This is a genomic window from Micromonospora sp. NPDC049679, assembly GCF_040659735.1.
In the GTDB taxonomy this organism is placed as follows: domain Bacteria; phylum Actinomycetota; class Actinomycetes; order Mycobacteriales; family Micromonosporaceae; genus Micromonospora_I.
The window spans coordinates 1-25,972 of record NZ_JBFANZ010000006.1; the positions used below are offsets into that span (position 1 = coordinate 1).

Genomic DNA, 25,972 nt, shown 5'->3' on the forward strand with positions numbered 1-25,972 from the left:
TGAGAACCTCGGCGATGTTCGCATTGATCTTCGAGTAGGGCATGGTCACCCGGTCGTGGTACGCCTGGTTGGCGTTACCCCCCCCGTCCGCGCCGCCCCCCGTCCGCGTCGATCAAGGACGTATTCGCATGGAACGATCTCCAATCGTGTGAATACGTCCTTGATCGACTGATAAGTCCTTGATCGATGTCGGGCGGCGGCGGGATCAGGAGAAGGTGGCCATGATGATCCGTTGCGCCCGCAACGGCTGCGCGCCGCCCATGCGGATCGTGTTCACGGAGTAGACGAGCCGCCGGGACAGATCACGGGTAGCGCCCATCCCGTTGTTGTAGCCGGGGCGGTCGCCGCTCTTCCCCCACACCGTGACCGGTCCGAGCTGAATCCGTGCGAGGCCGAGGCCGTAGTCCGCGCACCGGTCGTTCGCCGGGTCGTCGTCGCCGTCGAACACGTACACGTCGGGGACCGTGAACATCAGCTCCAACTGCGGCGCGGGGACCAGCCGTCCGGTGAACAGCGCAACCATCAACCGGTCCAGGTCCTCGGCGGTGGAGACGATCGCGGCCGCGGACCACTGCAACGACGGGTTCGCCAAGGTCACGTCGACCCACCGCGTGCCGTCCGGGGTTTCGACCGCTTCGTACCCGTGGGCGTGCGGTCCGTGGATGCGCGGATCGTCGCCGGGCGCGCTCGTCCCGGTGAGCCGCAGCGGCCTGATCACCCGGTCGGTGACCTCCCGCGCCCAACTGTGTCCCGTGACCTTCTCGATCAACAGCCCGGCGAGCCAGTAGTCGGCGTTGCCGTACCGCTGCTTCGACCCGGGCTTGAACGCGAGCGGCCGCGTCAGATCGAGCTGGCTGCCCGACTCCCAGTGGTCGTAGCGGTGGGCGAAGAACCAGTCCGGGTCCTTGTGCGGAACGCTCGCTCCATTGATCCCGCTGGTGTAGGTCAGCACGTGCCGAACCTTGATCGGCTCGTAGTCCGGGGGCAGGAGGCCCGGCAGGTAGTGCTGCACCGACTGGTCGAGGTCGAGGCGCCCTTCGGCGGTCAACTGGAGCGCGACGACCGCGGTGAACACCTTCGTCATCGAGCCGATCCGGAACCGCCCGTTCGCCGGAACCGGTCGTTCGGTACGCAGGTCCGCGACGCCGGCGGTGCCCTGCCAGGAGCCGGCGGAGCCACGGACCCGCGCCAGTGCGCCGGTGACCTCGTCGTCCGGCAGCGCGGCGATGGCCGCGGAGAGCTTCGCGTCGGAGAGCGGCGGCAGCGTCGTCGGCGCGGGTGGCGGGGTGGGGCACTGCGGTCGGGGTTCAGCGCCGGGCGGGGCGCCCACGGCGGCGCCGGGCGGGGCGGCTCCGGCCGGCGCGGCCAGGGTGACGGAGAGGAGTGCGGTGGCGGTCAGCGCGGCGAGCGCGCGGGTCGGCTTTCGCATGCCGTAAGCCTTCCGGGCGACCGCCGCCCGTGTGATCCGGGAAACACCCGCGCATATCCCTGATCGTCTATCCGGGATGGCCCCGGCGAAGGGCTCAACTAAAGATCATCTGTGCCGATGGGGCGATTCTCGGTGTCAGCACCGGCAGGGCATGGAGCCTGAGCGGCGCGTACGGGCACCGGATGACCTCTGTCCGAAGGAGCACGGATGCCCCTCCTCTTGCGCAGGTTGACCAGGCCACTGGTCGCGGTTCTCGCGGTGATAGCCATCACCGCGCCCGCGTCAGCGGCGCTCGCCGCGCCCACATCGTTGCCACACGCGGTCGGGGGCTACGTCCCCAGCACTGGCCGCGTCCTCGCCGGCGGCGACGCCGGTGTCTACGCGTCCAGCACGCTGCCCGCCAGCGTCGACCTGCGGCAGTATGCGCCGCCTGTCGGCGACCAGGGGCAGGTCGGCTCGTGCGTCGCATGGACGATAGCCCACTCGATCATGGGTTACTACGCGACACGCACGGGCGGCGTCGGGGCTCCGTACGCTCCGCTCTTCCTCTACATGCGGACGGTCGCAGCAGGCGGCGCCCCGAACGCCGGCCTCGTCCCGGACCACGCGCTCGCCAACGCGCAGTCCGGCGGCGTCGACACCCAGGACAACTACTTCCAGGGCACGGTCGGCTGGCAGACCCCGCCGACCGCCCAGCAGATCGCCAACGCGGCCAACTACAAGGTGACGGGCTGGACCCGGCTCTGGGTCGGCGGCAACCAGGGTGCGGGTGCCCAGACGGCGATCCAACAGGCCATCGCCTCCGGCTCGCCGGTCGCGATCGGCTTCCCGGTCTTCAAGGACTTCATGTCCCTCCGCTCGCACAGCCTTTACAGCACCACCAGCGGCAGCAGCCTCGGTGGGCACATGGTGACCGCCTTCGGGTACGACGCCCAGGGCGTCTTCCTCCGCAACCAGTGGGGCACGGGCTGGGGCAACAGCGGCGACGCCAAGGTCTCCTGGTCGTTCGTCAACACCGTGGTCAACGGCGCCTACACGATCAGCGGGATCCAGACACCGTCCGCGCCGATCCCGATGGCGCCGACCGTGGCATCGCTCTCGGTCAACAAGGGCCGCTCCGACGGGGGCACCCAGGTGACGGTCACCGGCGCCGGCCTGGCGAGCGCCACCGCCGTCCGCTTCGGCTCCGCCACGGCGACATTCAACCCGGTGCAGGCCAACGGCGTCACCAAGCTGGTCGCGACCGCACCGCCGAACGCCCTGGGCACGGTCGACGTCACAGTCACCAACCCGGCCGGGATCAGCCCGGTCACCGCGACCGGCAAGTTCACGTACGTGCCGCCACCGCCCGTCGTCTCCGCGCTCAACGTGAACAGCCAGCTCATCTTCGGCGGCACGACGATCACGGCGACCGGCACCGACTTCACCGGCGCCACCTCGGTCAAGGTCGGCACCAAGGCGGTCGCGTCGAAGCTGCTCTCCGCCACCAGCCTCAGCTTCGTCGCGCCCGCGATGCCCGTCGGCACGTACGACGTCACCGTCAGCACCGCACAGGGCACCAGCCCCACCGGGCCCGCCGCGAAGCTGACCTACGTCAACCCGCCCGCGCCGGTCGTCCAATCCGTCACGCCGAGCAGCGCGCTGACCTACCTCGCCACGCCCGTGGTGGTGGTCGGCACGAGCTTCACCGGGGCGACGAAGGTCACCCTGGGCGGCAAGAGTCTGTCCTTCACGCGGGTCTCCGACACGCAGCTCAAGCTCACCCTGCCGCCGGGCGCCGCCGGCACCGTCGACCTGCAGGTCACCACGCCCGGCGGGACGAGCGCGGTCGACACCGCCACGCAGTTCACGTACCGGACCCCGCCGGCTCCGGCGATCACCTCGCTGAACCCGAAGGGCGGGCTCACGTACCTCCCGACGCCGGTCACCATCACCGGCGTCAACTTCACCGCCGCGTCGAAGCTGACCGTCGGTGGCGTCGCCGTGTCGTTCACCCGGGTCTCCGACACGCAGCTGAAGGCGACCCTGCCGGCGCACGCGGCGGGGGACGTCGACGTGCAGGTGACCACCCCGGGCGGCGTGACCGCGACCGGATCGGACGCGCAGTTCACCTACACGGCGCCGCCGGTGCCCGCGGTGAGCACGGTGGCCCCGGACAGCGGCCTCACCTACCTGACCACGTCGGCGCTGCTGACCGGCACCGACCTGACCGCGGCGTCGCAGGTCACCGCGAACGGCGTACGGGTCGGCTTCACCCGGATCTCCGCGACCCAGCTGCGGGTGGTCCTGCCGCCGCGGGCCGCGGGCCCCGTCGACCTGGTGGTGACCACCCCGGGTGGCAGCAGCACGGCGACCACGTTCACCTACGTCGCACCGCCCGCGCCAACGGTGACGAGCCTCAGCGTCACGAAGGGCCTGACCTACGTGTCGACCGCCGTGACACTGACCGGCACCGACCTGACCGCCGCGTCGAAGGTGACCGTGGGCGGCGTCTCCGTGCCGTTCACCCGGGTCTCCGACACGCAGATCAAGGCGTCGCTGCTCCCGCGCACCGCGGGCACCGTCGACGTGCAGGTGGTCACGCCGGGAGGGACCAGCACAGGTGTGGCCTTCACGTACGAGGCCCCGCCACCGCCGGTGATCGACGCGGTCAGCCCGAACACCGGCTACACGTACAAGACCAGCACCGTCGGACTGACCGGCAGCAACTTCACCGCGGCTTCCATGGTCACCCTCGGGGGTGTCAAGGTCTCGTTCACCCGGATCTCCGACACGCAGCTGCGCGTCGTTCTGCCGGCACGGCCGGCCGGCGCGCTCGATGTCGCGGTGACCACGCCGGGCGGCACCAGCACGGCAGCACAGTTCACCTACGAGCTGCCGCCCGCGCCGGTGGTGTCGTCGTTGAGCGTCACCAGCGGCATGACGTACGTGGCGACGGTCGTACTGGTCAACGGCAGCAACCTCACGGCCGCCTCGCGCGTGACCGTCGGTGGCCTCGTGGTTCCGTTCGTTTTCGTCAACGACGGTCAGCTCCGGGCGACCCTGCCGCCGCGCGCGACCAGCGCGGCCGGCACGTTCGACGTGCAGGTCACGACCCCGGGCGGCACATCGGGGACGAGTTCGACGTCGAAGTTCGCGTTCGTGGCGCCGCCTGTGCCGGTCCTCTCGTCGGTGACGCCGTCGAGCGGACTGACCAGCAAGAGCACCACGGTCGTGATCACAGGTACCGGGCTCACCGCGGCGACGCGGGTGACGGTCGGTGGAACCGCGATCGGCTACGTACGGCTCTCGGACACGCAGGTCCGGGTGACCCTGCCGCCGCGGGCGGCCGGCACCTACGAGGTGGTGGTCACGACCCCGGGCGGCACCACCACCGCCAACAGCGGTAGCAAGTTCCGTTACACGGTCTCCTGACCATGCCGGACATCACTGTCCGTGGATCAAGGGCCACTCCTTGATCCTCCGGGTGAGCTCGCCGCCTCCCGGGGCGGCGGGCTCACCCGGACCTTCTTCTCAACGGCTGGATGTTCCTGCCGAGACAAGAAGGAAGGACACCAGACGTGGAGGAACCCATGTACAGCGTCGAAGCGAAGGTGACGGAGAACCAACTCGCGCTCTCCGTAGCTGACCCGATCATCGATTCGGAATTTTCGGAGATCGTCGGGGCGGTCCAGCGGGAGGCGCGCAAGTTGAAGCCGGGCTGGACCGGGGCCGTCGACCTGCGCGACATGAAGGTGCTCAAGCCGGAGAACCTGAAGGTCATGGGCGAGGTCCAGATCGCGCTCAAGCGCGGCGGCGCCGGCAAGATCGGCACTCTGCTGGCGAGCGCCATCCTGCAGGGCCAGCTCAGCCGCATGGCCCGGCAGGCGCAGACCGAGGAGCAGGTACGCCGCTTCGCGGACGAAGCGGAATGGCGGACGTTCCTGAAGAACTGACGGCTCGCGTACGACGGCCCCGCCGCCGGCCGGTTCCCGCGACGGGCAGCCGGCCGGCGGACGGGGTCAGGCTGCCGCCATCACCTGCTGGCTTCGGTGCCGGCTACCCGTTCTGCCGTCGCGCATTCGCCGCGTACGGGGACGCGCGGCTCCCCACCGCTGCTACTTGTCGAAGGTGCAGAGGGCGACCGTGGCGTCGTCGTGGCGCTTGAACCGCGGCTGCGCGTACCCGTCCCGGTCGGCGTCCTCGGCCAGGCGTACCCGGCGGATCAACTCCTCCGGGCCCTGCTCGGTCACCAGTTCGAGCAACTCCGCCCAGTCCATGAAGGCGTAATCGTCGACCGCGCACGAGGCGCCATCGGTGAGCAGGGCGGCGCGGCGTACGCGGGTCTTCCCCGTCAGGGGAAGGCTTCCGATCACGGCCTGGTGCGCGGCATCGGGATCGGCGGCGGCGACCCAGTACCCGTCCGGCTGGTTGGTGAACTCGTGCTTGCGCGTGACGGTCTGACGCATCCGCGCCGCCTGTTCGCTGCTGCCGATCGCGTAGTCCTCCGTGACCGCGTCGCGCCGCAACTCGGCGACCACCTTGTGGAAGCGGGTGTCGGTGAAGATCTGCACCTGTCCGGCCCGCTCGGTGACGAGCGTGCTGTCGGACAGGATCAGGTAGTCGAGCGTTTGCCCCGTATCGCGGACCAGACAGACGGTCGCAGCGGGCGTCGCCGGGTTGTCCAGGTCGCACCGGTCGCCGTGATCGCCGCGTACCCGGCGGATGGCCTCGGCAAGGCTGTCGGCGAGCGGGGCGGTCGGGCTTTCCTCCGCGACCTCGGTGAGGCGGCTGCCGAGTCGGCGCACATACCAGGCGGGCCCGTGAACGCAGCCCGTGTCGGTCCCGGGGAGCACGGTCACCCCGTCCAGGACGGCGACGATCGGGCCGGCGTGGAACGCGTGGTCTTCGTTCTCGGCGTGGCCCGGTGCTGGCTCGGACATGAGACGGACCTGCATCATCGACCTCCCTCCGGCGTCGGCTTCCCGGTCCACCCCTCACGCAGGGCGCAGACATGACCGGGCTGCGTCGCTCCACGCTCAAGCGTGCGCTGCTCGTGCCCACTCGGCGGGCGGATCGCTGAATCAGGCCGGCGACCAGTGACGCGAGCCGCGTCGGACAACCAGCAGTTGAGGCGGCACGTCTGCCGTTGCGGCGACGGTTGGCGGCGGCTACCGCCGGACGGGCGGTTCCGCGCGTTTGCGATACACGACCTGCCGGCGCAGCGGGCCCTGCTCAGCCTCCGGGTCGTCGAAGTCGTCGGTCGGGTCGGTGGTCATGCCGATCCGCCGCATCACCGCCTGCGAACGCACGTTCGTCACGGTGGTGATCGCGAGGATCTCGGGCAGCCCGAGCGTGTCGAAGCCGTACCACAGGGCGGCGAGTGCCGCCTCGGTGGCGTACCCGTACCCCCACGCGGAGCGGGCCAATCGCCAGCCGGCCTCGACGCCGGTGAAGGGCATCGCCTCGTCCACCGCGTCCAGGCCGGTGAATCCGATGAATTCGGCGGTGGCGCGGACCTCGACGGCCCAGAAGCCGAAGCCGACGCGGTCCAGATCGTCCTGAAAGCAGCGCACCGAGGCTGCGGCCTGCTCGGCGGTCAACGGTGCGCCGAGATGCTCCCGGACCTCCGGATCGGCGTTCATGGCCGCCCATGGCGCGAGGTCGGACTGTTGCCAGTCCCGCAGGACCAGCCGTTCAGTATTGATCTGCACCACCGGGCGAAGCTATCCGAGCCGGCCGGGGTGGGCAAAGCCTTACCGAGCACCCCACGGGCCGAGGCACGGCGGTTCGCCTGCTCAACGCAGTCTCTTGCGGCCTGGATCCGCCTGGAGTTACACGGGCTTTTGGCCCGTGGATGGCCCGCCATACCTCCTGAGACTGAGTGGCGCTCAGACCTGAACGTTGGCACCTCGGGCGAGGGTCCCCCGGCGCACCACGTAAGACACGGCAAAGCCCGACAACAAGACCACCAGCAACGGCAACAGGCCGGCGTCCTCAGACATCCGAACCCACAGCGGCGTCTCGACCCCGCTGCCCGGCTCGCCCAGGTTCCTCACCGCGCCCGTCATTGCAGCGGGCAACCACAGCAGCGCGTATTCCCGGGGGGCCTCCGCTGCGCTGAACCTTGCAAACACAAACGCGACCATCGCCACGTGTATCGCAATGGCTCCCCCTACCGCGCCGACCGCGATCACAAGGCGTGGGTGTGAACGCCTTACCAAAAAGACGGTGGCCAGAAGCACCGCCCCCCAAGACAAGGAAGCAAGCCCGACCGCCAGCGATCGTTCACCGAGCGGCCCCGTGATCACCGTCAGCACTATCACCGACGCGACAAGGGCTCCCATCAGGGGCAGGAGTTCCCAGCGGCGGCGCTTGGCCAGCAACCTGCCAAGCAGCACAGCAACCGCCAACAGCACAACCGCCGCCCCGGAGAAGAACAAGACCTCGGACGACATTGCTCCCGGCACCTCTCCCGCAGGCCTCAACAGCGTGACAGCGGACGATACCGGTAGCGCGTGGCTTTCGCGGCCCCCTGGGAGCGGATCTCCTCGTCGGGCAGTCGTAGACCGTCCAGCCTCCCCGGACGGGGACAAGGTGGAGCGCCCTACCGGACGAGTCTCAATGGCGGCTGTCAAGCGTCGGCGCTGGCGGACTCACCCGGCGCGACGTGTGGCTCGCCCGCAAGGTCCGCTGGCACGGGTGGCTAATTCTCCTGAGCGATAAGGGATCCGGTTGTGAGCGAGGGTGACAGATCGTTGCCGTTCGCCTCCGGGGTCCGCGCCGGTGACGCCGGAGTCAGGTTGGCACAGCGACCGAGGCGGTGGCTGGAGCGGGCCGGTTCATCAGCCGCCAGGTGCGCCGGCGGACCAGCGGGTCCAGGGTGACCAACAGGTACGCCGCGCCCACGATGAGGATGCCGCCGGTGGCGCCGAGCGTTGTTGCGAGCACGCCGCCGACGAGCCCGCCGAGCGGGATACCGGCCCAAGCCAGGCCGCCGACCGCGCCGAGGACACGCGCCCGCAGGTTGGCCGGGATGCGTTCGAACTCCGCAGCGGACAGCAATGGGTTGATGGCCCCGATCAGCACCCCGCCGACGAGCGCGACGCCCGCGATGACAGGCAGTCCGACTGGCAGCGCCAGCACGAAGATCCGCGGGACGGCGCCGAGCAGGAAGGCCAGGGCGTACGTGCGCCATCGCGGCAATCGCGCGCCGTACATCGACACGAGCAGTGACCCGACGAAGGCGCCAGCGCTCACCGCGCCGAACACAAGCCCGACTGGTGCGGCGTCATTAAAGCGCTCGGCCGCCCATACCGGGATCAGCACCGCCGTCATTGCCTGGTCGAGCAGGTTCGTCAGCAGCACCATCGCGACGATCGCCCGTAGCAGCGGATCACGCCGGACGAAGCGCAGCCCGGCCCCGAGGTCGGCAAGGTAGCCGCCGACGCCGGTGCGGTGACCCACCTCGGCCGGGTCGGGTTCGGCCCGCCGGACCCGGACCAGTGTCGCCACCAGCGCGGCGGCGAGCAGGAAGCTGGCCGCGTCCAGCGCGATGACCGCGGGAGCGCCGACCAGAACGATCAGCACTGCGCCCAGTGGCGCTCCTATCAGCGACCCGAGGCGCTGCACGCTGTCGGCCAGCCCGGCGGCACGCTCGTTACTCCAGCCGGCGGCGGCCGCGACGTCGGGCACCATCGCGTACTTCGCGTTGTCCGACGGCCCGCGGAACAGCCCGACCACCCCGACCAGTACGAGCAGGACCGGATAGGCGAGCAGGCCGGCGGCGTATAGCAGGGGCACCACGCCGAGCACGAGCCCGGCGATCAGGTCACCGCCGACGCTGGCCATCCGCGGTCCGATACGGTCGACCAGCGGTCCGCCGAGTACGCGCGCCGCGACCAGGGCGCCCATCTCCACGAACGCGGTGACGCCGGTCAGCAGGGCGTCGCCGGTGGTCTGCAGCACGAACCAGGGCACCGCCACGACCGACATCCGGGTGCCGGCGACCGAGACCGCCTCGGCGATGAGCAACCCGTACGCGGACCGCTGACTCATAGTCGGTCCCCGTCCGCAGCACCGGACGGTTCATCGGCCGCGGTACCGGACGATTCATTACCCGCGGTGACGGGCCCGCCGACGGACGCGGTTCGCGTCGCCAACAGCGCGTCCAGCTGGCCGCGCCGCGGGAAAATCTGGAACTGCGTGGTCATCGCGACGCGTTCCGATCCGTCACCGGCCCGGTCCGCCGCCCGGTCCCGATACCGCACCAGCAGGGCCATCATGTCGTCGGCGAGTTGCTGCGCCTCGGCGGCGCTCAGGCTGACCGTGAGGTCGCTCATGCTGGCCGCCCGTACCCACTCCTGTGGCCAGTCGGCCAACTCGGTGATGGACCGCTCGACGTTCTCCGCGTACATCCGCGCGACCGTGCGCAGGTAGGCCTCGCCGAGTGCACGCTCCGGCGCGTCGCGGTCGGGAACGTCGAACCAGGTCGAGCGATGCACGGCGCGCCAGAAGCGTTCCCGGCCGCGGCCCAGCTCGGGCGCATCGGTCACGAAGCCGTGAGCAGCCAGTGTGCGGAGGTGGTAGCTGGTCGCTGCGCTGGACTCACCGAGTCGGGAGGCCAACTGGGTGGCGGTCTGCGGTCCCTCATGGCGCAGTGAGCCGAGCAACCGCAGGCGCAGTGGATGGGCTACACCGCGTAGCGTCCGTGCGTCGAGAACTACGTCCTGTGTGGAGTCGTACCCAGGCTTGTGCGGATCCCCGGCCATTATGCCAAGATAACTATGCAAAGAAACTGTTGCAACCAGGTCCTGAAAAAATGATCTAGAGCCTTCCGTCCACGATGGAGGACGATCTAGAGTGTTGGGCCGTGAGGCGAGGCGAGCAGCCGCCGTGAATCGTGCCGGACGGGTTGTGGCGGCGCATCGAGCCGCTGCTGCCCAAGCCCGAACGGCGACGGCGCTTCCCCGGGCGCAACCGGATCCCGGACCGGCAGGTGCTGTGCGGCATTCTGTCCGTGCTGCACACCGAAATCCAGTGGGAGTTCCTGCCAGGATTGACCGGTTCGTGTTTCTGCTTGTGCCGCTTACCTTGGCCCTCGTCGGCGTGCTGCTTATCGGAGGCGCTTGGAACGCTTGGGATCCATTGCCACCGGATGGGCCACCTCTCGCCGACGCCGATCGAATCTATGGGCTTGTCATGGGTCTGATCGGTCTGAGCCTCTTGGCCGGTGACATCTGGATCGCTATCCGAGTCGCCCCTCGGATGCTTCAGCGCACCGGCCCGGCCGATGCCGGCCGGAGGTCGCCAGCAGGCCGCCTTGATGACGAGGCCGGGAAATGACGTTGCTGTCGCCGGTTGCTGTCAGGGCCGGTCGCAAGCGACCGGCCCTGTGCGTTTTACCTGTTCAGCTATGTGCGCCGAAGGGACTCGAACCCCTAACCTTGCAACTTGCTTCCGAAGCTGACAACGCGCCTTTGGGTCGCGACGAACCTCGCCAAGCACAGCGCTGAACGCGCCCAGCGCGACGAAGCATCGAGCCGGGCGCGTCGAGCGGGCTATGCCACGAAGCGGGAACGGCGTCGGCGTCCGATCAGGTAGCCAGCGCCGCCGAGGAGCAGAAGCGCACCGCCAATGCCGGCCACGGTCGCGGTGTCGGCACCGGTCACGGGCAGCCCACCGCCCTCGCCGCCGGGGGCGCCCAGGCTGGTGGAGGAAGCAGGGGTCGGTGCAACGGTCGTCGTGGCGCTGGGCGTGGCGCTCGGTGTCGGTGTGGGCTGAGACGCGCAGTCAAGCGCACGTGCGGCGTACAGGCCGTTGTTCAGGTAAGCCAGGTAGGCATCGACAGTCCCCTCATCGAGCGTCTTTTTCGCGTCCGCCTTCACGTTGGTACCAGCGCCCGTCAACGTCCGGACGACCGTGACCCGCAGAGCCGTTGACCATGCGTTCTGCACGTCCGCCTTGAGGAATGCGCGCAGATCGTCCGCGGTGCCGGCCAGGCGCTCCTGAATGGCGTCAGGCAGAACGGGCAACGAGTCGGCGTTTGCCGCGGCCAGGATCTGGTAGGCCAACACCCGCACCTCTACATTGGTGGCGGTATCCAGGTCGATGGTGACAAGCTCGGGGATATCCTTGTATACCTTGCGCTCGACCGTTTGGCAGGCCTCGTTCAGCCCGGGCGATTCGGTTTGAGCCACCGCCGGTGCCGCCGGAATCAGAAAGACCAGGGCCATTAGGATGCCGGCCGGTATCTTCCGTCGCATGTGGGTTTTCCTCCCCGCTGCAGGCCAAAACATGAAGATATTACCGACAGCGGGCGGAAAAGCAAGAAGGGATTTATGTCGTCGAGGGTGCCCAGGGCTGCCGACCAGAGGAGGCCTTCAAGTCCCTCCATAAGGGATGAAAGACCCACCACCTAGATCATTTTGGTAGGAACTCTTAGCAGGCTGGGCGGGCTGAGATGGTCCGAGGCGCTAGATGGTTCCCGCCGTGCCCGTTCGAGCGGGAGCCGAGGGTCAACGGCGGTCAGTTCCTGGACGTGCCCGCCGGCACTGCAAGGCAGGTGGAGGCGGGTCACGGGGTGTGACTACCGGCCGTGTTCACACTTCCTAAACCGTGATCCCGACCTGGGGTCAGGTGACCCCAGCTTGACCCAGCGGAAGGCAACGCCGCGCCATCCGAGGAACGCCGTCCTCAGGTCGGCGGCGAGGTGATCGCCGGGTCTGTCGACCACGCTCGCTCCTACGGATCAGAAGGGCACGGCGTGACCTCTTGGCTGTACTCGCACCCGAGATCAACCGGTGTCTGTGCTGGTGGAGCCCAGGGGACTCGAACCCCTAACCCCTGCCTTGCAAAGTCGAGGCGGATTGTCGGCCGGCACCCCCGGTCCTGACCATCAGATCGGTGTCGTCCAGCTCTCTCCGGACGCGGTGCGCTCCGTCATCGATCGCCATAGCGACTGGAAGCCGGTCTCCACGCTGACAGTGGGCCGGGGGTGGGCGGTAGATGATAGGCCGCGGCTGGAACATCTGTCAGCGTGGATACCGAAGGACGCGAAGTGGCAGCAGAGCGCGAGTCTGGACGCCGCTTACGTCGGGAAGCAGACCTACGCGTCCGCGCACTATTACGTCGATGTCGACCATGCGTTGGCGGTGTTCTCGTCTGAGGCGGACAACCGCTGATCCGAGCTGTTCGAGGACGAACCTCGACCTCGCCCCGTTGCCCTCCCGTCTGCCCTCGACCCACGCCATCGGGGAGCGGGCCAGGTCCAGGGCGCCAAGGTCGTTCGTCCGGTAGGGCGCTCCACCTTGGCGCCCTGGACCTGGTCTGCTCGGCTTGCCTGGGTCGAGGACGGGCGGGAGGGCAGTGCCCCTCCCGGAGCCGGAGCGCCCCCGCCGGAGGCATCTTGGGCATCAACCCGCCCGGCAGCTGGTGCGGCGGGCCGGCGCGTGCGCGGCGGGCCGGCGGTCCAGAGCGCGACGCGCCGCGCTTGCGCGGCGCATTGATCCTGAAGAGGCTAATTCGACAGTGCGAGGCCTAACACGCCGACAGCCTCTGTCGCGCCGAGACCTCCCACCGCTGACGCTCACCGTCCACTGAGAGCGTTCAGCTTGGTCAGCATCCGGCTCAGGTGCGGTTCGAGGGTCGCGGGGTCGGCGTCAGCCACCTCCCGAGGCGTCCACCGCCGGACGCTGCGGAACTCCCCGAGGTCGGGGACGCAGCGCATGCGAAAAAGCCCCCGACCTGGCCATTTCGGCTGATCGGAGGCTTTCCCCTGTGTGGTGCGCCCGAAGGGACTCGAACCCCTAACCTTCTGATCCGTAGTCAGATGCTCTATCCGTTGAGCTACGGGCGCAGGTGCTCAGCCAGTCTACACACCGACTTTCGCGCGGAGACTCCGGGATTCGAACCCGGGAGGGGCTTTAAGACCCCAACCGCATTAGCAGTGCGGCGCCATAGACCAGACTAGGCGAAGTCTCCCTGACGGTCCTCGAAGACCGCCGTTGGCCGAGAATACAGGTCCGCCGCGGCACAGGGCAAAGCGGCCATCCCCCCGGCGCCGATCATGGCATACCGAGGCAGGAAGCGGGGCATACCCGACCTCGTACGCCTCCTCAGACCTCCCACCCCCACAAGTCCGTGAGCAGAATCACGCTTCGCCGGGCGGCCTCGCAACCGCGCGGTGGAGCTCGACCGCGCCCGCACGGTCAGCGGGATGGTCACCAGTGCCACGGACGGCAAGCCTGTCTCCGGGGCGGCATGGTGAAGCTGTGGGCCGACGATCCCGCGCCCGGCGGCGGGGGGTTCGGCCCCTGCCGTTGAACTGACGCGGGAAGCAGCACAGCGGGCCGGTGGCACTTCCGTGTCACCGGCCCGGGCGCTTTTCACCTGGCAAAAGTCCGACGTCCCACTAGGCTGCCTGAACATGGAGGAGCAGCCCCCCACTGAGGCGCCTCGCGGACCGGCCAAGTCGACGCCACGGCCGCGCACCCCGAAGGCCACTTTCACGCCGTCCGAGACCCCCGCCGATCAGGACGCGCCCGCCCGGCGGCCGTCCGCCGCGAAGGCAGCGCCACCGGTGCTCTTCCAGCCGCCACCAGCCGAGGAGCGCCCAGATGGGCAGCCCGTCGGACCCGCGAAGGCCGCCCTGCAACCGGCCGTCCCGCCCGAGCCCTCGGGCGCGAACGAGCCGGTCGCCGAGCCCGTCCAGGGCGGGGCGAAGAGGACCGCGCCGAAGAAGGCTGCCGCCAAACGGGCCGGTGCCGAGAAGGCACCGGTGGCGAGGGGAGCCGCCGGGAACACAGCAACCCCCGCCAAGAAGGCGGCCGGTGTGAAGAAGGCGACGCCCGCGAAGAAGGCGGCGCCGCCGAAGGCCGCCGTCCCGGAGAAGGCCGCACCCGCGAGCAGGGCGGCGACGCCGGAGACCCCACCGGCGACCGTCGTGCCGGCGCGTCGCGTACCCGAGGATGTGCCGGCACCGCCGACGGCCCGGCGGCTGCTGGCCCATCCCGGTTTCGCCCCGGAACTGTTGACCCTCGCTGCCGTCCGCGCCCTCGCGCCGCACGCCCACGCCTGGGCCGAGGAGACCCGCGCGAGCTACCCGGGGGCGACCCCCGACGGACTCGCCCGGCTCGCCACCCGGCGGTTCATCCGGCTGGCCGGTGCGGGTGGCGCCCTCTCGGCGACGGCCGGCCTGCTCGCGCCCCTCGCCGAACTGGCGGCGGTGGCCTGGACGCAGGCCGGACTGGTGCTGCATCTCGCCGCGGCCTACGGGCATGACCCGGCACATCCGGACCGCGCCGTCGAGCTGCTGGTGCTGACCCAGGTGCATCCCGACGAGGAGGTGGCCCGGGCGGCGCTCGTGGCGGCCGTGGCCGCTCCGCACGCCGGTGACCCGCCGCTGCACCGGGCCGCGGAGGCGGTCTGGCGGCTGGCGGCGCCGCTCGCCGCGCAGGCCGGCGGGTGGCTGGCGCTGCGTGTGGCCAGCCGGCTGCTGCCGGGCGCCGCGCCGCTCGCGGCGGCGGCGGGCGACTCGGCCGCGGCCGAGCGGCTCGCGGCGCGGGCTGTCGCGCGCTACCGGGTCAGAGCCAGCTGAACCAGTCGCGGGGCAGCAGCGCGTAGCCCACGAAGGCCACCACATCCAGCAACGTGTGCGCGACGATCAAGGGCAGTACACGCTTGGTCCGGAGGAAGAACAGCGCGAACACGGCGCCCATGATCGCATTACCCACGAAGGCGCCCAACCCCTGGTACAGGTGGTAGGAGCCGCGCAGCAACGCGCTCGCCGCGATCACGGCGCCGATCCGCCAGCCCAGGTCGCGGAGTCGGGTCATGAGATAACCGACGACCACGATCTCCTCCAGGACGGCGTTCTGCGCGGCGGCGAGGACCAGCACGGGCACCGTCCACCACAGCTGGGGCAGACCGGCCGGCACCAGGCTGGCGTTGATGCCGAGCCGCGCGGCGAGCCAGAACAGGGCCAGTCCCGGAAGCCCGATCCCGCCGGCCAGGGCCGCGCCCCAGGCGAGGTCGAAGCCGGGCCGTCGGGCATCGAGGCCGAGGAGTGCTCGCGCGTCGCCGCGGTCCCGGTTGAGCAGATGTACGGCGAGGAGCACCGGCACCAGGGCGAAGAAGATGCCGAGGAGTTGGTACGTGAGGTCCAGCCCCGGTCGGGGCGACTGGGAGGCGTTGAGGGTCGCGGTCTGCTCCGCCAGCGGCCGCGCGGCGGTCAGCCGCGCGATCAGCGTCACCGTGGCGTAGACCGCCGACTGCGCGAGGGACACCCCGAGGACCAGGAGCACCTCGGTGCGCAGGGCGGCGCGGGGCAGCGGTCTGCCGAGATCGACGGTCACCGCACCACTCTGCCCGACGGGTCAGTCGAGCGGTGACCGGGAGCGGGGGGTGCCCTTCGCGGCGAAGAAGTCCCCGCCCTTGCGTTTCGCGTCGTCGGTGCCCCAGGCCCGGCCCTGCGGCGCCTTGGTGAGTCGGGGGATGTGCTTGGAGCAGTGGATGTACGCCTCTTCGACCCGCACGAGCACCCACCGTTCGGCACGGCGCCCCGGCACGGGGTCGATGGGGAGGTGCGGCACGTCGGAGCGCATCACGTCATCTTCGACGATCTTGGCGCGCCCGTTGACGTGGAGTCCGATGACGTCACGCACGAAGTCGACGAACAGCAGTCCGACATGGGCGTTCTCACTGATGTTGCCGAGACTCGCCATGACTCCGTTGCCCCGGTACTCCGGCCAGGCGAGCCATTTTTCGCTGATGACGTAGACGAAGCCGGGCGGACCGGCCCGGAATGTGTTGTCACACTCACCCTGCGCGTCGGCCGTGGCGACGAACATCATCTCCTGTCGGCCGACGAACTCGCGCATCCGAGGATTCAGGTGGTCGAGGACCTGCTGCTCGTAGAAGCGCTCAGCTCGCTCGTTCGTGCCGTACTGCTGTTGCAGCACGTGTTCACCCGCCGAGCCCGGCAGGTGAACAAGCTGACTGCGCTCCATGCATCCTCCGAATTCCACCGTGACAACCATCACTAAACGTGCCCAGGGCATAACCACACGTGGCCCACGTTGGCACAGGTCATGGGCACCCGCCAGGCAACGTGGAACAATGTCGCACACCATGTGCGACGGTGGCAGACCCACGATGCGGCACTCTTAAAGTCGCGTGCACAGGGCATGGCCACACACCCAGGGATCGAAACCCGATCACCGCTCAGTCACGCTGGCATGACGCCGCGTGCCGTCACGAAAAGGGCGTCAATGGGTAACCTCTCACGGCTACTAAAAGAGAGCTGGACCCTCGTCGAGGAACAACAAGACAAGGTCGCCGGCTACTTTTACGCACGCATGTTCCTGTCCAACCCGCACCTGCGCGATCTTTTCCCCGTGCAGATGGACGTGCAGCGGGCCCGACTGCTCGGAGCGATCGTCACCGCGGTGCAGACGGTCGGCGACCCGGAGCGGTTCGACGAGTACCTGCGCGCGCTCGGGCGGGACCATCGCAAGTTCCACGTGGCGCCCGAGCACTACGACGTGGTCCGGGACGCGCTGCTGGAGGCGTTCCGCACGTTCGCCGGCGAGCAGTGGAGCATCGAGTACGACCAGGCGTGGATCGACGCGTACGACATGATCGCGCGCAAGATGATCGCCGGCGCCGAGGAGGACCCGAACCCCCCGTTCTGGCACGCCCAGGTCCTCACCCACGAGCGGCGCAGCCGCGACATCGCGGTGTTCACCTGCCGTCCCCTGCAGCACCCGCTGGACTTCCGGGCCGGGCAGTACGTGAGCGTCGAGGTGCCGCGCTACCAGCCGCGACTGTGGCGGACCTACTCGATGGCGAACGCGCCGAACGAGGAGAACGTCCTCGAGTTCCACGTCCGGGCGCTCGGCGCCGGCTGGGTGTCGAGCGCGCTGGTACGCCGCGTGCAGCCCGGCGACCTGCTGCGGCTGGCCGCCCCGATGGGCTCGTTGACGCTCGACCGTCAGTCCACCCGCGACATCGTCTGCGTGGCGGGCGGCACCGGCTTCGCCCCGATCAAGGCGATCATCGATGAGCTGACCCGCTACAACCGGACCCGCTGGGTGCATGTGTTCTACGGCGCGAAGGACCGCGACGACCTCTACGACCTGGATGAGCTGACCAAGCTGGCGGCGCGCTACCCGTGGCTGACCGTGGTGCCGGCGTGCAGCGACGATCCGGGGTTCAGCGGCGAGCAGGGCAACATCTCCGACGTCGTGGCGCGGTACGGCCCGTGGAACGAGCACGACTTCTTCGTCTCCGGCTCGACGCCGATGGTCAAGGCCACGCTGCGGACGCTGGCCGAACTCCAGGTCCCGTCGATCCGCATCAAGTACGACACCTTCGGCGACGGATAGCCCACTTCTGATTGGCCAAGTGGGGATCTTGCGCGCGGATAAAGCCCGCTTATCCGCCAGCCAGGGTCCCCACTCCGGTGAGCAGGGCGGGCAAGGCAAGGGACGCCGGCGGGGGTCAGTACCGCCACGCGTGGCCGGCGTCGCGGTACTCCTCGACCGGGATCAGCGGCTCCCCGGGCGCCATCCGGTCGGTGTACAGCCGCCCCTGAAGATGGTCGATCTCGTGAGCCACCAACCGCGCCATCGCCTGCTCGAACGAGGTGATCTGCCGGCCACCGTCCCAGCGGGCGTGCTCGACGTCGATCCGCAGCGGCCGCACCACCAAGCCGCGCACATCGAAAAAGGATAGGCAGCCCTCGTACTTCTCGTCCGTCTCCAGCGAGGCATCGACGATCCGGGGGTTGAGCAGGACGAGCGGCTCGACCGCACGGTCCGGCGGGCGGACCACGGCGGCCGCCCACGGCAGCCCGACCTGTGGCGCGGCGAGGCCGACCCCCTTGCTGAACGGGTGCAGCTCGTCGAGGCGTTCGAGGGTGTCGCGCAGTCGGGCCACGGCGTCGAGCGCGGTGTGCTCGTCGCGCGGGAGATCGAACTGGCGGGCCGGCTGCCGCAACAACTCCGCGCCGCGCTGCACGATCCCCGCCGACCGCATCCGATCGCTGGCGCGGGCGCCGCCCGACGCTGCGGCGGTGGATGCCGGCAGCGCGTCGGGACTGGCCCGGAACCGCCATTCCAGCCGGTAACGGGCGTTGAGCGGCGGCGCCTCGGTGAACCATTCGAAGACGGCGCGCCCGTTCTTGTCGTACCGGGCCAGCGGCGTGCGCAGCGGCGCCTCCTCGGACGACAGCGACGTCTCCACCCCCCACACCTGCGGATCGAGGGTGAGCGGGAAGTCCAGCCGCACGGTCATCTGCCGGGTGGGCACCCGGATCGCCCGCTGGAACCACTGTCCCCACTTCTCCTGTCCGACCGTGTACGAGTATTCGATGGGCGCCCGTTCACCGGGGTAGAGGGGGAATCGCCCGTCGGAGTTCTCGAAGAGGAGCCACACCTCCTTGAACGCGTCCCGGTCGTGCTTCTTGCGCCACTCCATCGGCTCCCGCGCGCCCGGCTCGCCGCAGTAGGCGCGCAGGTCGAGCTCGGCGAAGCTGAGCGGGTGGTGGCGGTGGTGCCGGTTGGAGCGTTCCGGGTCCTGTGGGTAGCGGTCGACGGCCACCCTGATCAGATAGCGGGTGACCGGCTCGGTGCCGGCGTTGTAGAGGGAACGCCGCACGACGCAGCGGTAGACGCCGTCCTGGTAGGAGAGGGATGCCTCCTCCTGCTCCACGATCAGCCCGGTCCCCGGAGGCAACCAGTGCTCGGGAACGGGCGGGTCGCGGTGCGGAGGCGGACCGATCCGGACCCGGCGTAGTTGGTCGTACTCCCGGAAGCGCTGCCAGATCGCGCCGCCCGTGGCGAGCACTGCCTCCGCCCTGCGCGCGAAGTCCTCCGTCGGGCGGTGCCGGCGTCCCTCCACGTGGCTGATGTAGGAGGGGTCGAAGCCCATTCGGGCGGCGAGCTGCTTCTTGCTCATGCCTCGCTCCACCCGCCGCTGGGCGAGTTCCGCCGCGAACGTGTCAGCGGCCCGTTCGATGGGCGACGTGGTCATGACATGTCCCCTCAGCCGGGAAACTCAGTGTGCTTTCCGGCCGATCGGCTGCGGCAGAAGTGGCGCGTTACCGACATACGCCTTGACAAAGCCGCACAGACTTACCACGTTCAGCGATGTTGCCGATACTTTAGGTCATCTCGTACGCACCGGCTCATCGCCACCGTGTCCCCTCCCCGGGCCTTCGCGCCGGGTTAGCCGATGGCGGCCACGGGTATCCAGCGCCAGAACGCCCCCGAGCTGCGGACAAACCATCGAGAGGCAGAGGGAACGATTTTTCGTCCGACCTCTGGTTAGGTTAGGCTTAGCAGGCTAAGGTGGCGGTCGGGCGACATCAGGAGGATGGGTCGAGGTGACAGCGATGAACCGCAAGCAGGCCCGGCGCTCTCCGGGCCAGGCCGCGCAGTCCGCCTCGGCCAACGCCACCGCCACGGTCGGCGTGCGCGCGTGACCGCCCTGATCAACCCCGCGCACACGGCCGCGCCACTCGCGCCGGTCACGGCGACCCTGCGCGCCATGTTCGGCACGGACGATCTGCCCGGCCTCGCGCCGGGGCTGCTGGTGGACGACGAATACGGCTGGATCCCCGCCACGCGGCTCGTCGACGGCACCCGGCTCCCGGAGTTGCTCGACGCCGCCAAGCACCGGTGGCAGGCCTCACCCCACGCGGCCGCCGCGCTGGCCTGGAAGTCCTACACCTACTGGCTGGCGCTGCCCGGTGTGCTCGGCTGGGCGTCCGCCCGGCGGGTGCCGCTGCTGAACGCGTCCGACGTCATGGTCCACTTCGACGACCATCGTCCGCTGCTCACGCTCGGCCTGCGCCGCTCCACCACCGTCGCGGTGCTCCCCACCGACCCGCTGGCCCTCTCCGGGCTGCCGGAGGTCCGCGTCGTCGCCGACGAGGCCGAACTGCTGCGGGTTCTGCGCGCCTCGATGCTCGACGGGCACCTCGCCCCGCTGCTCGACGCGATCCAGGACCAGGTCCGGCTCGGGGCGCGCACGCTGCTCGGCTCGCTGGCGTCCGGGGTCGCGTACGGCGTGCTGCGCGCCGCCGATGTGCTGCCCGGTCGCACCCTGCAGAACATCGGTGCGCTGCTCACCGCCCTCGAGGTCGACGACCTGATCGAGCTCGTGCCCGGCCCGACCGGCGAGCTGACCGTGCAGCGCAAGACGTGCTGCCTCGCGTTCACGCTTCCCGAGCCGAAGGTCTGCTCGGGCTGCTGCATCCGCCCGTCCTGACGCCGCGGCAGCCGGGTCGCCTGACCCGACTGCCGCCCTGCGCTCGGTTCATCGCACCAGCGGCCGCACGTCCCAGACCCACACGCCGCCGATCCACGTGGGCTGGATCCCGATGAGCTCCGTCATCGTCCGCCGGTGCACCTCGGAGTGCTTCTGTGGCGCCAGGATGACGACCGCGGAGCGCCAGTAGCGCAGATCCTCGCGCGCCTGGGCCCGCAGCCCTTGGGTGACAATCGGGATCTGTCCGGAGCGCTGGATCGAGGCGAAGACGGTGGAGGTCGGACGGGCCGGCGCGGTGAAGAGCGCGGTCCGGTCGTTCGGCTTCTTCGGATCGCGGCGCGGGCCGAGGAAATAGCCGCGCGGGATCGGCATGTCCAGGCCGGTCTGCGCCGACCAGCGCAGCGGATCCGAGTAGGCGAGCGACGGCATCGGCAGCGGGCAGACCGTCTCGCCCTCTCCGACGTACTGCTTCCACGTGCCGGCCGTGATGAAGTCCGGGGTCTTCGGCAGCTTCACGCTCGGCAGCGCGGTCGGCGCGATCGGCACCAGCGCCATGGCGAGCCCGGCGGCCGTCGCGAACCGGATCTGCCCCGAGACGTTGGGATTGCGCCGGGCGAGCGAACGGGTCTGCTCCCATGCGAGGGCGAGCAGGAGACCCACCACGGGCGCGATCGCCAGCGCCCATCGGGTCGGCACCGCCGAATTGAGCACCGGCACGTTCAGCATGAGCCGCCACGCGGACGGGATCCCGGTCTTCTGACCGTCGAACCGGATCTCCGGGCCGAGCGAGAACACCGCGAAGACCAGGCCGACCACGGCCAGGGCGAGCACCGCGGGGGTACGCCGCAGCCACAGCACGATCGCACCGGTGAGGATGACCAGTGACCAGCCGAAGAAGGCATTCTCCTCGGTCGGATTCTGCGCCAGCCCGGCCGCGGAGCGGGGGCTGCCGCCGATCGACTCCCGCGAGAACGCCACGAACGAGGCGAGGTCGGCGCCGTACCGGCGGATGTCGGGCGGCAGGCCGTGATAGGCCTGCGGACCGAAGAACTGCACGTAGATCGGGTAGGCCAGCAGCGTGCCGGCGACCGCCGCCGCGACGACGAGCCCGGCCACGAACGGCCGGAGGTCCTTGCGCAGTTCGGGTCGGAGCAGGACGAGGGTGCCGAGAAAGAGGCCGAGCCCGACGGCGGTCAGGAGCAGGATCTCGAGGTTGATGAACGCCTGCCAGACGATCGGAAGCGCGAGCAGCAATCCGTTACGGAGCCAGCGACCGTGCTCGCGGAGCGCGAACGTACGCCAGATGATCACTGGGACGAGGAACTGCGACACGATGTTGGGGTGTCCGGTCGCGTGCGACACCATACTCGGCGCGAACCCGCAGAAGACCGCCCCGATCCAGGCGGCCACCCGGGACCGGACGATGAACCGGGACAGCACGAAATACCAGGACACCGCGGTCGCGATCAGGGCTCCGGTGAGAAACACATTGAAGGACACGTGCGGACCGAAAAGAAGCGTCACCGGCGTCATCGGCAGAGAAATGCCCAGCACCGAGGTGTTCGCCATCATATTCACGCCGTCGGGCACGTTCATCTGTTTGGAAACAAATGGATAGGAGAAATCGGTGACGACGCGCGCGCCATGGGCCAGCATCCATTCGAAGAATGCCTGGTCCATCCGGTTGTCCCGGACACCGTGCGACGGGTGACGCCAGATCCGGGCGGTGACCCAGAACGCGAGGACGACGAAGGTCGAGACCGCGGCGACGTCCTGCGGCCACCGTCGGCGCGGCCGCGTATCCGGTTCGGGTGCCGCCTGCGCCCGGGGGCGCTCCGGAACCTGCTGCTGCCGACCGCCGAGAGCCTTGACGATGATCTTCAGCGGCTTCGCGCCATCCCCTGATGTCGTCACCGTCTCCAGCGCCTGATCCTCTGTGTCGATGCCGGGCGATCCGCCCAGGTTCGGGGTCGTCATAACGAGCGCAGCCTCACCGAGCATCTGGTGCCCATATCGCTATCGCCTCCGGAGATCATGCGCAGGAGGGAGCGCGGTACTGGATGACGGAACAGCGCGCTACCCCGGCGAATCGGTAGGTCAGCACACATGATGCCTTCCAGATTCTTGATCAAATTGGCAGTTAGCCGACTTATCAGGGGCTTACGAAAAAACAGCAAAAGTCTGGGCTAATGGCCACATTTGACGAGCCGGTCGCGCTAGAGTTGCGAGACATCCTCACGTCCGCCGGATACGGCAGGTCCCCGGCACCGCAGGGGCACCGGGGACCGCGAGGGCCGTGCGTCAGTCCTTGACCTGGTACGTCGGGCGCAACGTCGCGCGCGCCAGCGTATGGAAGGCCAGGTTGAAGCCCACGTAGGCGGGGCTCGCCTCGGGCGTCACGGCAAGTTCGTCCACGTCGAGGGCATGCACGGCGAAGACGTACCGGTGCGGACGGTCGCCCGGCGGCGGCGCCGCTCCGCCGTACGCCCGGTCACCGTAGTCGTTGCGCACGGAGAAGGCGCCGCCACTCGCGTCGCTGCCGGCGCCACGGGGCAGTTGGGTGACCGACGTCGGCAGATCGACCAGCACCCAGTGCCAGAAGCCGCTGCCGGTCGGCGCGTCCGGGTCGAAGCAGGTGACCACGAAACTACGGGTCTCCGACGGGAAACCCGACCAGGCGAGCTGTGGTGAGACGTTGTCGCCGCCGACGCTGTCGTGCGCGAACACGGCATCCATCGGCTGCCCGTCCTGGACGTCCTCGCTGGTCAGCTCGAACGACGGGACAGGCGGGAGTAGATCGTACGGATCGGGGGCGATGGGACGCTCAAGACTCATGCTGCAATCCTTCCGTAAACGGACGTGCAGCGGCTTATCTCCCCCGACGCGCGTGCGGGTAACCGCGGAGGGCGTGGGATTCGAACCCACGAGGACGGGGTTACCGCCCTACCGGTTTTCAAGACCAGCGCCATCGGCCACTAGGCGAGCCCTCCTGGCAGCCACGGACCCCCGCCACCGGGCATCCGCCGCCGTGCATAGTCTGCCATGGCCGCGCGCCCGCACCGGCGGCGCGTCACGGAGTGCCCGGTGGGCGAGAGGGGTAAGCCGCAGTCATGCATGCCATCACCATCCCGGAGCCCGGTGGACCCGACGCGTTGGTCTGGGCGCAGGTGCCAGACCCGCGACCCGGCCCGGGCGAGGTGGTCATCGACGTCACCGCCTCCGCCGTCAACCGCGCCGACCTCCTGCAGCGGCAGGGGCACTATCCGCCACCGCCCGGCGCGCCCGCGTACCCGGGTCTGGAATGCTCCGGGGTGATCAGCGCGGTCGGCCCCGATGTGGTCGACCACCGGGTGGGTGACGAGGTCTGCGCGCTGCTGGCCGGCGGCGGCTACGCCGAGAAGGTGGCCGTCCCGGCGGGGCAGCTGTTGCCGGTCCCCGCCGGGGTGAGTCTCGCCGATGCCGCAGCGCTGCCCGAGGTGGCCTGCACGGTGTGGTCCAACGTCGTGCAGCTCGCCGGGCTGAGTAAGGGGGAGACCCTGCTCGTGCACGGTGGGGGCAGCGGGATCGGCACGTTCGCCATCCAGTTCGCCGCCGCGCTCGGCGCCACGGTGATCACCACCGCGCGCGCCGGCAAGCACGATCGGCTCCGCGAGCTGGGCGCGCACCACACCATCGACTACACGAGCACGGACTTCGTCGCGGAGACGAACCGGATCGCCGGCGGCGCGGACGTCATCCTCGACATCATCGGCGGCGCCTACCTCGGTCGCAACATCGACGCCCTGGCCGTCGGCGGACGACTGGCCATCATCGGTTTCCAGGGCGGGCGCAAGGCCGAGTTCAACCTCGGCGCGCTGATGGCCAAGCGGGGGTCGGTGCACGCGACCACCCTGCGCGCGCGCCCCGTCGAGGAGAAGGCGGAAATCGTACGCGGGGTGCACCAGCTGGTCTGGCCGCTCGTCGGCGCGGGAACGGTCCGCCCGATCGTCGACCGTCGGGTGCCGATGGCGCAGGCCGCCGAGGCCCACCGGATCGTCGAGTCCAGCGACCACCTCGGCAAGGTGCTCCTCACCACCGCGTGATCAGCTCTCGGTGCGAGCGGGGACGGGGGCCGGGGCCCGGAGCAGGATGCGGGGGCCGGCCCCCTCCGCGGCCAGGGCATCGGCCGGGTTGTAGAGGCTGCACCGCTGCAGTGACAGGCAGCCGCAGCCGATGCAACCGGTCAGGTCGTCGCGGAGCCGGGTGAGGAGACCGATCTTCTCGTCCAGCCGCGAGCGCCACCGCGCCGACAGTTGCGCCCAGTCGCCCTTGCTCGGCGTACGCGACTCCGGCAGCGAGTCGAGCGCCTCGCGGATCTCCTCCAGCGAGACCCCGACCTGCTGCGCGATCCGGATGAACGACACCCGGCGCAGCTCCGACCGCTCGTAGCGGCGCTGGTTGCCGGTCGTGCGCCCGGCACGGATGAGTCCGAGCCGCTCGTAGTAGCGCAGTGCGGAGGGGGCCACCCCGGAGCGGGCGGCCAAATCGCCGATGGTCAGAGATTCATGCATCACGTCGCCTTGATCTGAAGTGCGCTTTAACTTGCAGGCTATCCGCATGAGCGTCACGACAGCCACCGACAGCGCCGCCGCGCTCGGTCCGTTGCTGCGCCGGATCACCGGCGACGAGAAACACGGTCCGAGCGCGCACTCCACCCTCGACGTCCTCTGGGTGCTCTACGACCGGATCCTGCGGGTCGCGCCCGATCGCACCGATGACCCGGAGCGGGACCGGTTCCTGCTCTCCAAGGGTCACGGGCCGGCCGCCTACTACGCGGTCCTCGCCGCCAAGGGCTTCATCCCGCAGACCTGGCTCGACGACCTCGCCGGACCGCAGAGCCGCCTCGGCCACCACCCCGACCGGCTACTCGTGCCCGGCGTCGAGATCGGCTCCGGGTCGCTCGGCCACGGCCTCGGACTCGGCGTCGGCACGGTCCTCGGGCTGCGGGCCCAGGACCTGACCGACCCCCGCGTGTACGTCCTGCTCGGCGACGCCGAACTCGACGAGGGCTCCAACCACGAGGCGGTCGCGTACGCCGGGGCCACCGGGCTGGGGAGCCTCACCGCGATCGTCATCGACAACCGATCCGCCACCCACGGCTGGCCGGGCGGCATCGCCAGCCGCTTCACGGTCAACGGATGGAGCGCCCGCACCGTCGACGGCCGCGACCACGACGCCATCGAAGCCGCACTGACCGCGCACGACAACCACCGGCCGCACGTCGTCGTCGCGGTCGTCGCCCCCAAGGAGTGA

General features: G+C 69.7%; 22 protein-coding genes, 3 tRNA genes and 1 pseudogene. 9 read left to right on the forward strand and 17 right to left on the reverse strand.

Annotated elements, in window-relative coordinates:
• Nucleotides 1-76: pseudogene (locus AB0J06_RS05845) on the reverse strand (30S ribosomal protein S8); the annotation flags it as partial.
• A 129-nt stretch (nucleotides 77-205) separates the two neighbouring features.
• Nucleotides 206-1,429, reverse strand: a complete 1,224-nt coding sequence (locus tag AB0J06_RS05850) for a serine hydrolase domain-containing protein (RefSeq protein ID WP_357425081.1) — start codon at nucleotides 1,427-1,429, stop codon at nucleotides 206-208.
• A gap of 207 nt (nucleotides 1,430-1,636) precedes the next feature.
• On the opposite strand from AB0J06_RS05850, the gene AB0J06_RS05855 reads away from it, so the two are divergent.
• Nucleotides 1,637-4,843, forward strand: coding sequence for an IPT/TIG domain-containing protein (locus AB0J06_RS05855; RefSeq protein ID WP_357425083.1), 3,207 nt, complete (start codon nucleotides 1,637-1,639; stop codon nucleotides 4,841-4,843).
• Nucleotides 4,844-4,989: 146 nt separating this feature from the next.
• Nucleotides 4,990-5,364 (forward strand): hypothetical protein, encoded by a 375-nt coding sequence (locus tag AB0J06_RS05860; protein ID WP_357425085.1) that lies wholly within the window; start codon nucleotides 4,990-4,992, stop codon nucleotides 5,362-5,364.
• Nucleotides 5,365-5,526: 162 nt separating this feature from the next.
• Here the strand turns inward: AB0J06_RS05860 and AB0J06_RS05865 are convergent, their stop codons facing one another.
• From AB0J06_RS05865 to AB0J06_RS05885, 5 genes are all read right to left on the reverse strand, one after another.
• Complete coding sequence (locus tag AB0J06_RS05865) at nucleotides 5,527-6,351, reverse strand: hypothetical protein (protein WP_357425087.1); 825 nt, start codon at nucleotides 6,349-6,351, stop codon at nucleotides 5,527-5,529.
• 228 nt (nucleotides 6,352-6,579) lie between these two features.
• Complete coding sequence (locus tag AB0J06_RS05870) at nucleotides 6,580-7,125, reverse strand: GNAT family N-acetyltransferase (protein WP_357425089.1); 546 nt, start codon at nucleotides 7,123-7,125, stop codon at nucleotides 6,580-6,582.
• Between the two features lie 174 nt (nucleotides 7,126-7,299).
• Nucleotides 7,300-7,866, reverse strand: a complete 567-nt coding sequence (locus AB0J06_RS05875; RefSeq protein WP_357425091.1) for a hypothetical protein — start codon at nucleotides 7,864-7,866, stop codon at nucleotides 7,300-7,302.
• Between the two features lie 340 nt (nucleotides 7,867-8,206).
• The gene (locus AB0J06_RS05880) at nucleotides 8,207-9,466 is read right to left on the reverse strand and encodes an MFS transporter (RefSeq protein ID WP_357425093.1); all 1,260 of its coding nucleotides are present in this window, start codon (nucleotides 9,464-9,466) and stop codon (nucleotides 8,207-8,209) included.
• Nucleotides 9,463-10,179 carry a winged helix-turn-helix domain-containing protein gene (locus tag AB0J06_RS05885; protein WP_357425095.1) on the reverse strand — a complete coding sequence of 239 codons (717 nt, stop codon included), beginning with the start codon at nucleotides 10,177-10,179 and terminating at the stop codon, nucleotides 9,463-9,465. Before AB0J06_RS05885 ends, AB0J06_RS05880 begins: the two co-directional genes overlap by 4 nt.
• A gap of 131 nt (nucleotides 10,180-10,310) precedes the next feature.
• Here AB0J06_RS05885 and AB0J06_RS05890 point away from each other — a divergent pair, with 131 nt between their 5' ends.
• Nucleotides 10,311-10,619: a transposase gene (locus tag AB0J06_RS05890; RefSeq protein WP_357425097.1), complete on the forward strand. Its 309-nt coding sequence runs from the start codon at nucleotides 10,311-10,313 to the stop codon at nucleotides 10,617-10,619.
• Nucleotides 10,620-10,968: 349 nt separating this feature from the next.
• On the opposite strand, the gene AB0J06_RS05895 is transcribed toward AB0J06_RS05890, so the two are convergent.
• Nucleotides 10,969-11,673 (reverse strand): LPXTG cell wall anchor domain-containing protein, encoded by a 705-nt coding sequence (locus AB0J06_RS05895; protein WP_357425100.1) that lies wholly within the window; start codon nucleotides 11,671-11,673, stop codon nucleotides 10,969-10,971.
• Nucleotides 11,674-12,210: 537 nt separating this feature from the next.
• Between AB0J06_RS05895 and AB0J06_RS05900 the strand changes: the two genes are divergently transcribed.
• Nucleotides 12,211-12,591 carry a hypothetical protein gene (locus AB0J06_RS05900; RefSeq protein WP_357425102.1) on the forward strand — a complete coding sequence of 127 codons (381 nt, stop codon included), beginning with the start codon at nucleotides 12,211-12,213 and terminating at the stop codon, nucleotides 12,589-12,591.
• A 598-nt stretch (nucleotides 12,592-13,189) separates the two neighbouring features.
• Here AB0J06_RS05900 and AB0J06_RS05905 read toward each other — a convergent pair.
• Together AB0J06_RS05905 and AB0J06_RS05910 are read right to left on the reverse strand one after the other, a co-directional pair.
• Nucleotides 13,190-13,265: transfer RNA gene (locus tag AB0J06_RS05905), tRNA-Arg, on the reverse strand.
• Between the two features lie 34 nt (nucleotides 13,266-13,299).
• Nucleotides 13,300-13,390, reverse strand: a tRNA-Ser gene (locus tag AB0J06_RS05910).
• Between the two features lie 445 nt (nucleotides 13,391-13,835).
• Here AB0J06_RS05910 and AB0J06_RS05915 point away from each other — a divergent pair.
• Nucleotides 13,836-15,005, forward strand: a complete 1,170-nt coding sequence (locus tag AB0J06_RS05915; protein WP_357425104.1) for a hypothetical protein — start codon at nucleotides 13,836-13,838, stop codon at nucleotides 15,003-15,005.
• Here the strand turns inward: AB0J06_RS05915 and AB0J06_RS05920 are convergent.
• A complete protein-coding gene (locus tag AB0J06_RS05920; protein ID WP_357425106.1) occupies nucleotides 14,992-15,762 on the reverse strand; it encodes a CPBP family intramembrane glutamic endopeptidase in 771 nt (256 codons plus the stop codon). The two genes, AB0J06_RS05915 and AB0J06_RS05920, sit on opposite strands and share 14 nt — an antisense overlap.
• Before the next feature lie 21 nt (nucleotides 15,763-15,783).
• Nucleotides 15,784-16,416, reverse strand: a complete 633-nt coding sequence (locus AB0J06_RS05925) for a pyridoxamine 5'-phosphate oxidase family protein (RefSeq protein WP_357425108.1) — start codon at nucleotides 16,414-16,416, stop codon at nucleotides 15,784-15,786.
• A 261-nt stretch (nucleotides 16,417-16,677) separates the two neighbouring features.
• Between AB0J06_RS05925 and AB0J06_RS05930 the strand changes: the two genes are divergently transcribed.
• The gene (locus tag AB0J06_RS05930; protein WP_357425110.1) at nucleotides 16,678-17,793 is read left to right on the forward strand and encodes a globin domain-containing protein; all 1,116 of its coding nucleotides are present in this window, start codon (nucleotides 16,678-16,680) and stop codon (nucleotides 17,791-17,793) included.
• A gap of 115 nt (nucleotides 17,794-17,908) precedes the next feature.
• Here AB0J06_RS05930 and AB0J06_RS05935 read toward each other — a convergent pair whose 3' ends face one another.
• Nucleotides 17,909-19,441, reverse strand: a complete 1,533-nt coding sequence (locus AB0J06_RS05935) for a peptide deformylase (protein WP_357425112.1) — start codon at nucleotides 19,439-19,441, stop codon at nucleotides 17,909-17,911.
• A gap of 516 nt (nucleotides 19,442-19,957) precedes the next feature.
• Between AB0J06_RS05935 and AB0J06_RS05940 the strand changes: the two genes are divergently transcribed.
• Entirely contained in the window at nucleotides 19,958-20,680 is a 723-nt protein-coding gene (locus tag AB0J06_RS05940; protein WP_357425381.1) for an IucA/IucC family C-terminal-domain containing protein, read from the forward strand.
• Nucleotides 20,681-20,728: 48 nt separating this feature from the next.
• On the opposite strand, the gene AB0J06_RS05945 is transcribed toward AB0J06_RS05940, so the two are convergent.
• The 3 genes from AB0J06_RS05945 to AB0J06_RS05955 form a co-directional block, all read right to left on the reverse strand.
• Nucleotides 20,729-22,681 carry a hypothetical protein gene (locus tag AB0J06_RS05945; protein WP_357425114.1) on the reverse strand — a complete coding sequence of 651 codons (1,953 nt, stop codon included), beginning with the start codon at nucleotides 22,679-22,681 and terminating at the stop codon, nucleotides 20,729-20,731.
• Between the two features lie 300 nt (nucleotides 22,682-22,981).
• Complete coding sequence (locus AB0J06_RS05950; RefSeq protein WP_357425116.1) at nucleotides 22,982-23,515, reverse strand: YbhB/YbcL family Raf kinase inhibitor-like protein; 534 nt, start codon at nucleotides 23,513-23,515, stop codon at nucleotides 22,982-22,984.
• A gap of 65 nt (nucleotides 23,516-23,580) precedes the next feature.
• Nucleotides 23,581-23,670 (reverse strand) — tRNA-Ser (locus AB0J06_RS05955).
• 120 nt (nucleotides 23,671-23,790) lie between these two features.
• Between AB0J06_RS05955 and AB0J06_RS05960 the strand changes: the two genes are divergently transcribed.
• Complete coding sequence (locus AB0J06_RS05960) at nucleotides 23,791-24,762, forward strand: NAD(P)H-quinone oxidoreductase (RefSeq protein WP_357425118.1); 972 nt, start codon at nucleotides 23,791-23,793, stop codon at nucleotides 24,760-24,762.
• Here AB0J06_RS05960 and soxR read toward each other — a convergent pair whose 3' ends face one another.
• Nucleotides 24,763-25,230, reverse strand: coding sequence for a redox-sensitive transcriptional activator SoxR (gene soxR, locus AB0J06_RS05965; protein ID WP_357425120.1), 468 nt, complete (start codon nucleotides 25,228-25,230; stop codon nucleotides 24,763-24,765).
• 46 nt (nucleotides 25,231-25,276) lie between these two features.
• Between soxR and AB0J06_RS05970 the strand changes: the two genes are divergently transcribed.
• A complete protein-coding gene (locus AB0J06_RS05970) occupies nucleotides 25,277-25,972 on the forward strand; it encodes a transketolase (RefSeq protein WP_357425122.1) in 696 nt (231 codons plus the stop codon).

Coding starts and splice junctions, on each gene's coding strand:
- AB0J06_RS05945 (WP_357425114.1), bottom strand. CDS start 22,681: ATGCTCGGTGAGGCTGCGCTCGTTATGACGACCCCGAACCTGGGCGGA.
- AB0J06_RS05885 (WP_357425095.1), bottom strand. CDS start 10,179: ATGGCCGGGGATCCGCACAAGCCTGGGTACGACTCCACACAGGACGTA.
- soxR (WP_357425120.1), bottom strand. CDS start 25,230: ATGCATGAATCTCTGACCATCGGCGATTTGGCCGCCCGCTCCGGGGTG.
- AB0J06_RS05960 (WP_357425118.1), top strand. CDS start 23,791: ATGCATGCCATCACCATCCCGGAGCCCGGTGGACCCGACGCGTTGGTC.
- AB0J06_RS05950 (WP_357425116.1), bottom strand. CDS start 23,515: ATGAGTCTTGAGCGTCCCATCGCCCCCGATCCGTACGATCTACTCCCG.
- AB0J06_RS05855 (WP_357425083.1), top strand. CDS start 1,637: ATGCCCCTCCTCTTGCGCAGGTTGACCAGGCCACTGGTCGCGGTTCTC.
- AB0J06_RS05935 (WP_357425112.1), bottom strand. CDS start 19,441: ATGACCACGTCGCCCATCGAACGGGCCGCTGACACGTTCGCGGCGGAA.
- AB0J06_RS05970 (WP_357425122.1), top strand. CDS start 25,277: ATGAGCGTCACGACAGCCACCGACAGCGCCGCCGCGCTCGGTCCGTTG.
- AB0J06_RS05850 (WP_357425081.1), bottom strand. CDS start 1,429: ATGCGAAAGCCGACCCGCGCGCTCGCCGCGCTGACCGCCACCGCACTC.
- AB0J06_RS05895 (WP_357425100.1), bottom strand. CDS start 11,673: ATGCGACGGAAGATACCGGCCGGCATCCTAATGGCCCTGGTCTTTCTG.
- AB0J06_RS05865 (WP_357425087.1), bottom strand. CDS start 6,351: ATGTCCGAGCCAGCACCGGGCCACGCCGAGAACGAAGACCACGCGTTC.
- AB0J06_RS05880 (WP_357425093.1), bottom strand. CDS start 9,466: ATGAGTCAGCGGTCCGCGTACGGGTTGCTCATCGCCGAGGCGGTCTCG.
- AB0J06_RS05925 (WP_357425108.1), bottom strand. CDS start 16,416: ATGGAGCGCAGTCAGCTTGTTCACCTGCCGGGCTCGGCGGGTGAACAC.
- AB0J06_RS05915 (WP_357425104.1), top strand. CDS start 13,836: ATGGAGGAGCAGCCCCCCACTGAGGCGCCTCGCGGACCGGCCAAGTCG.
- AB0J06_RS05940 (WP_357425381.1), top strand. CDS start 19,958: ATGTTCGGCACGGACGATCTGCCCGGCCTCGCGCCGGGGCTGCTGGTG.
- AB0J06_RS05875 (WP_357425091.1), bottom strand. CDS start 7,866: ATGTCGTCCGAGGTCTTGTTCTTCTCCGGGGCGGCGGTTGTGCTGTTG.
- AB0J06_RS05930 (WP_357425110.1), top strand. CDS start 16,678: ATGGGTAACCTCTCACGGCTACTAAAAGAGAGCTGGACCCTCGTCGAG.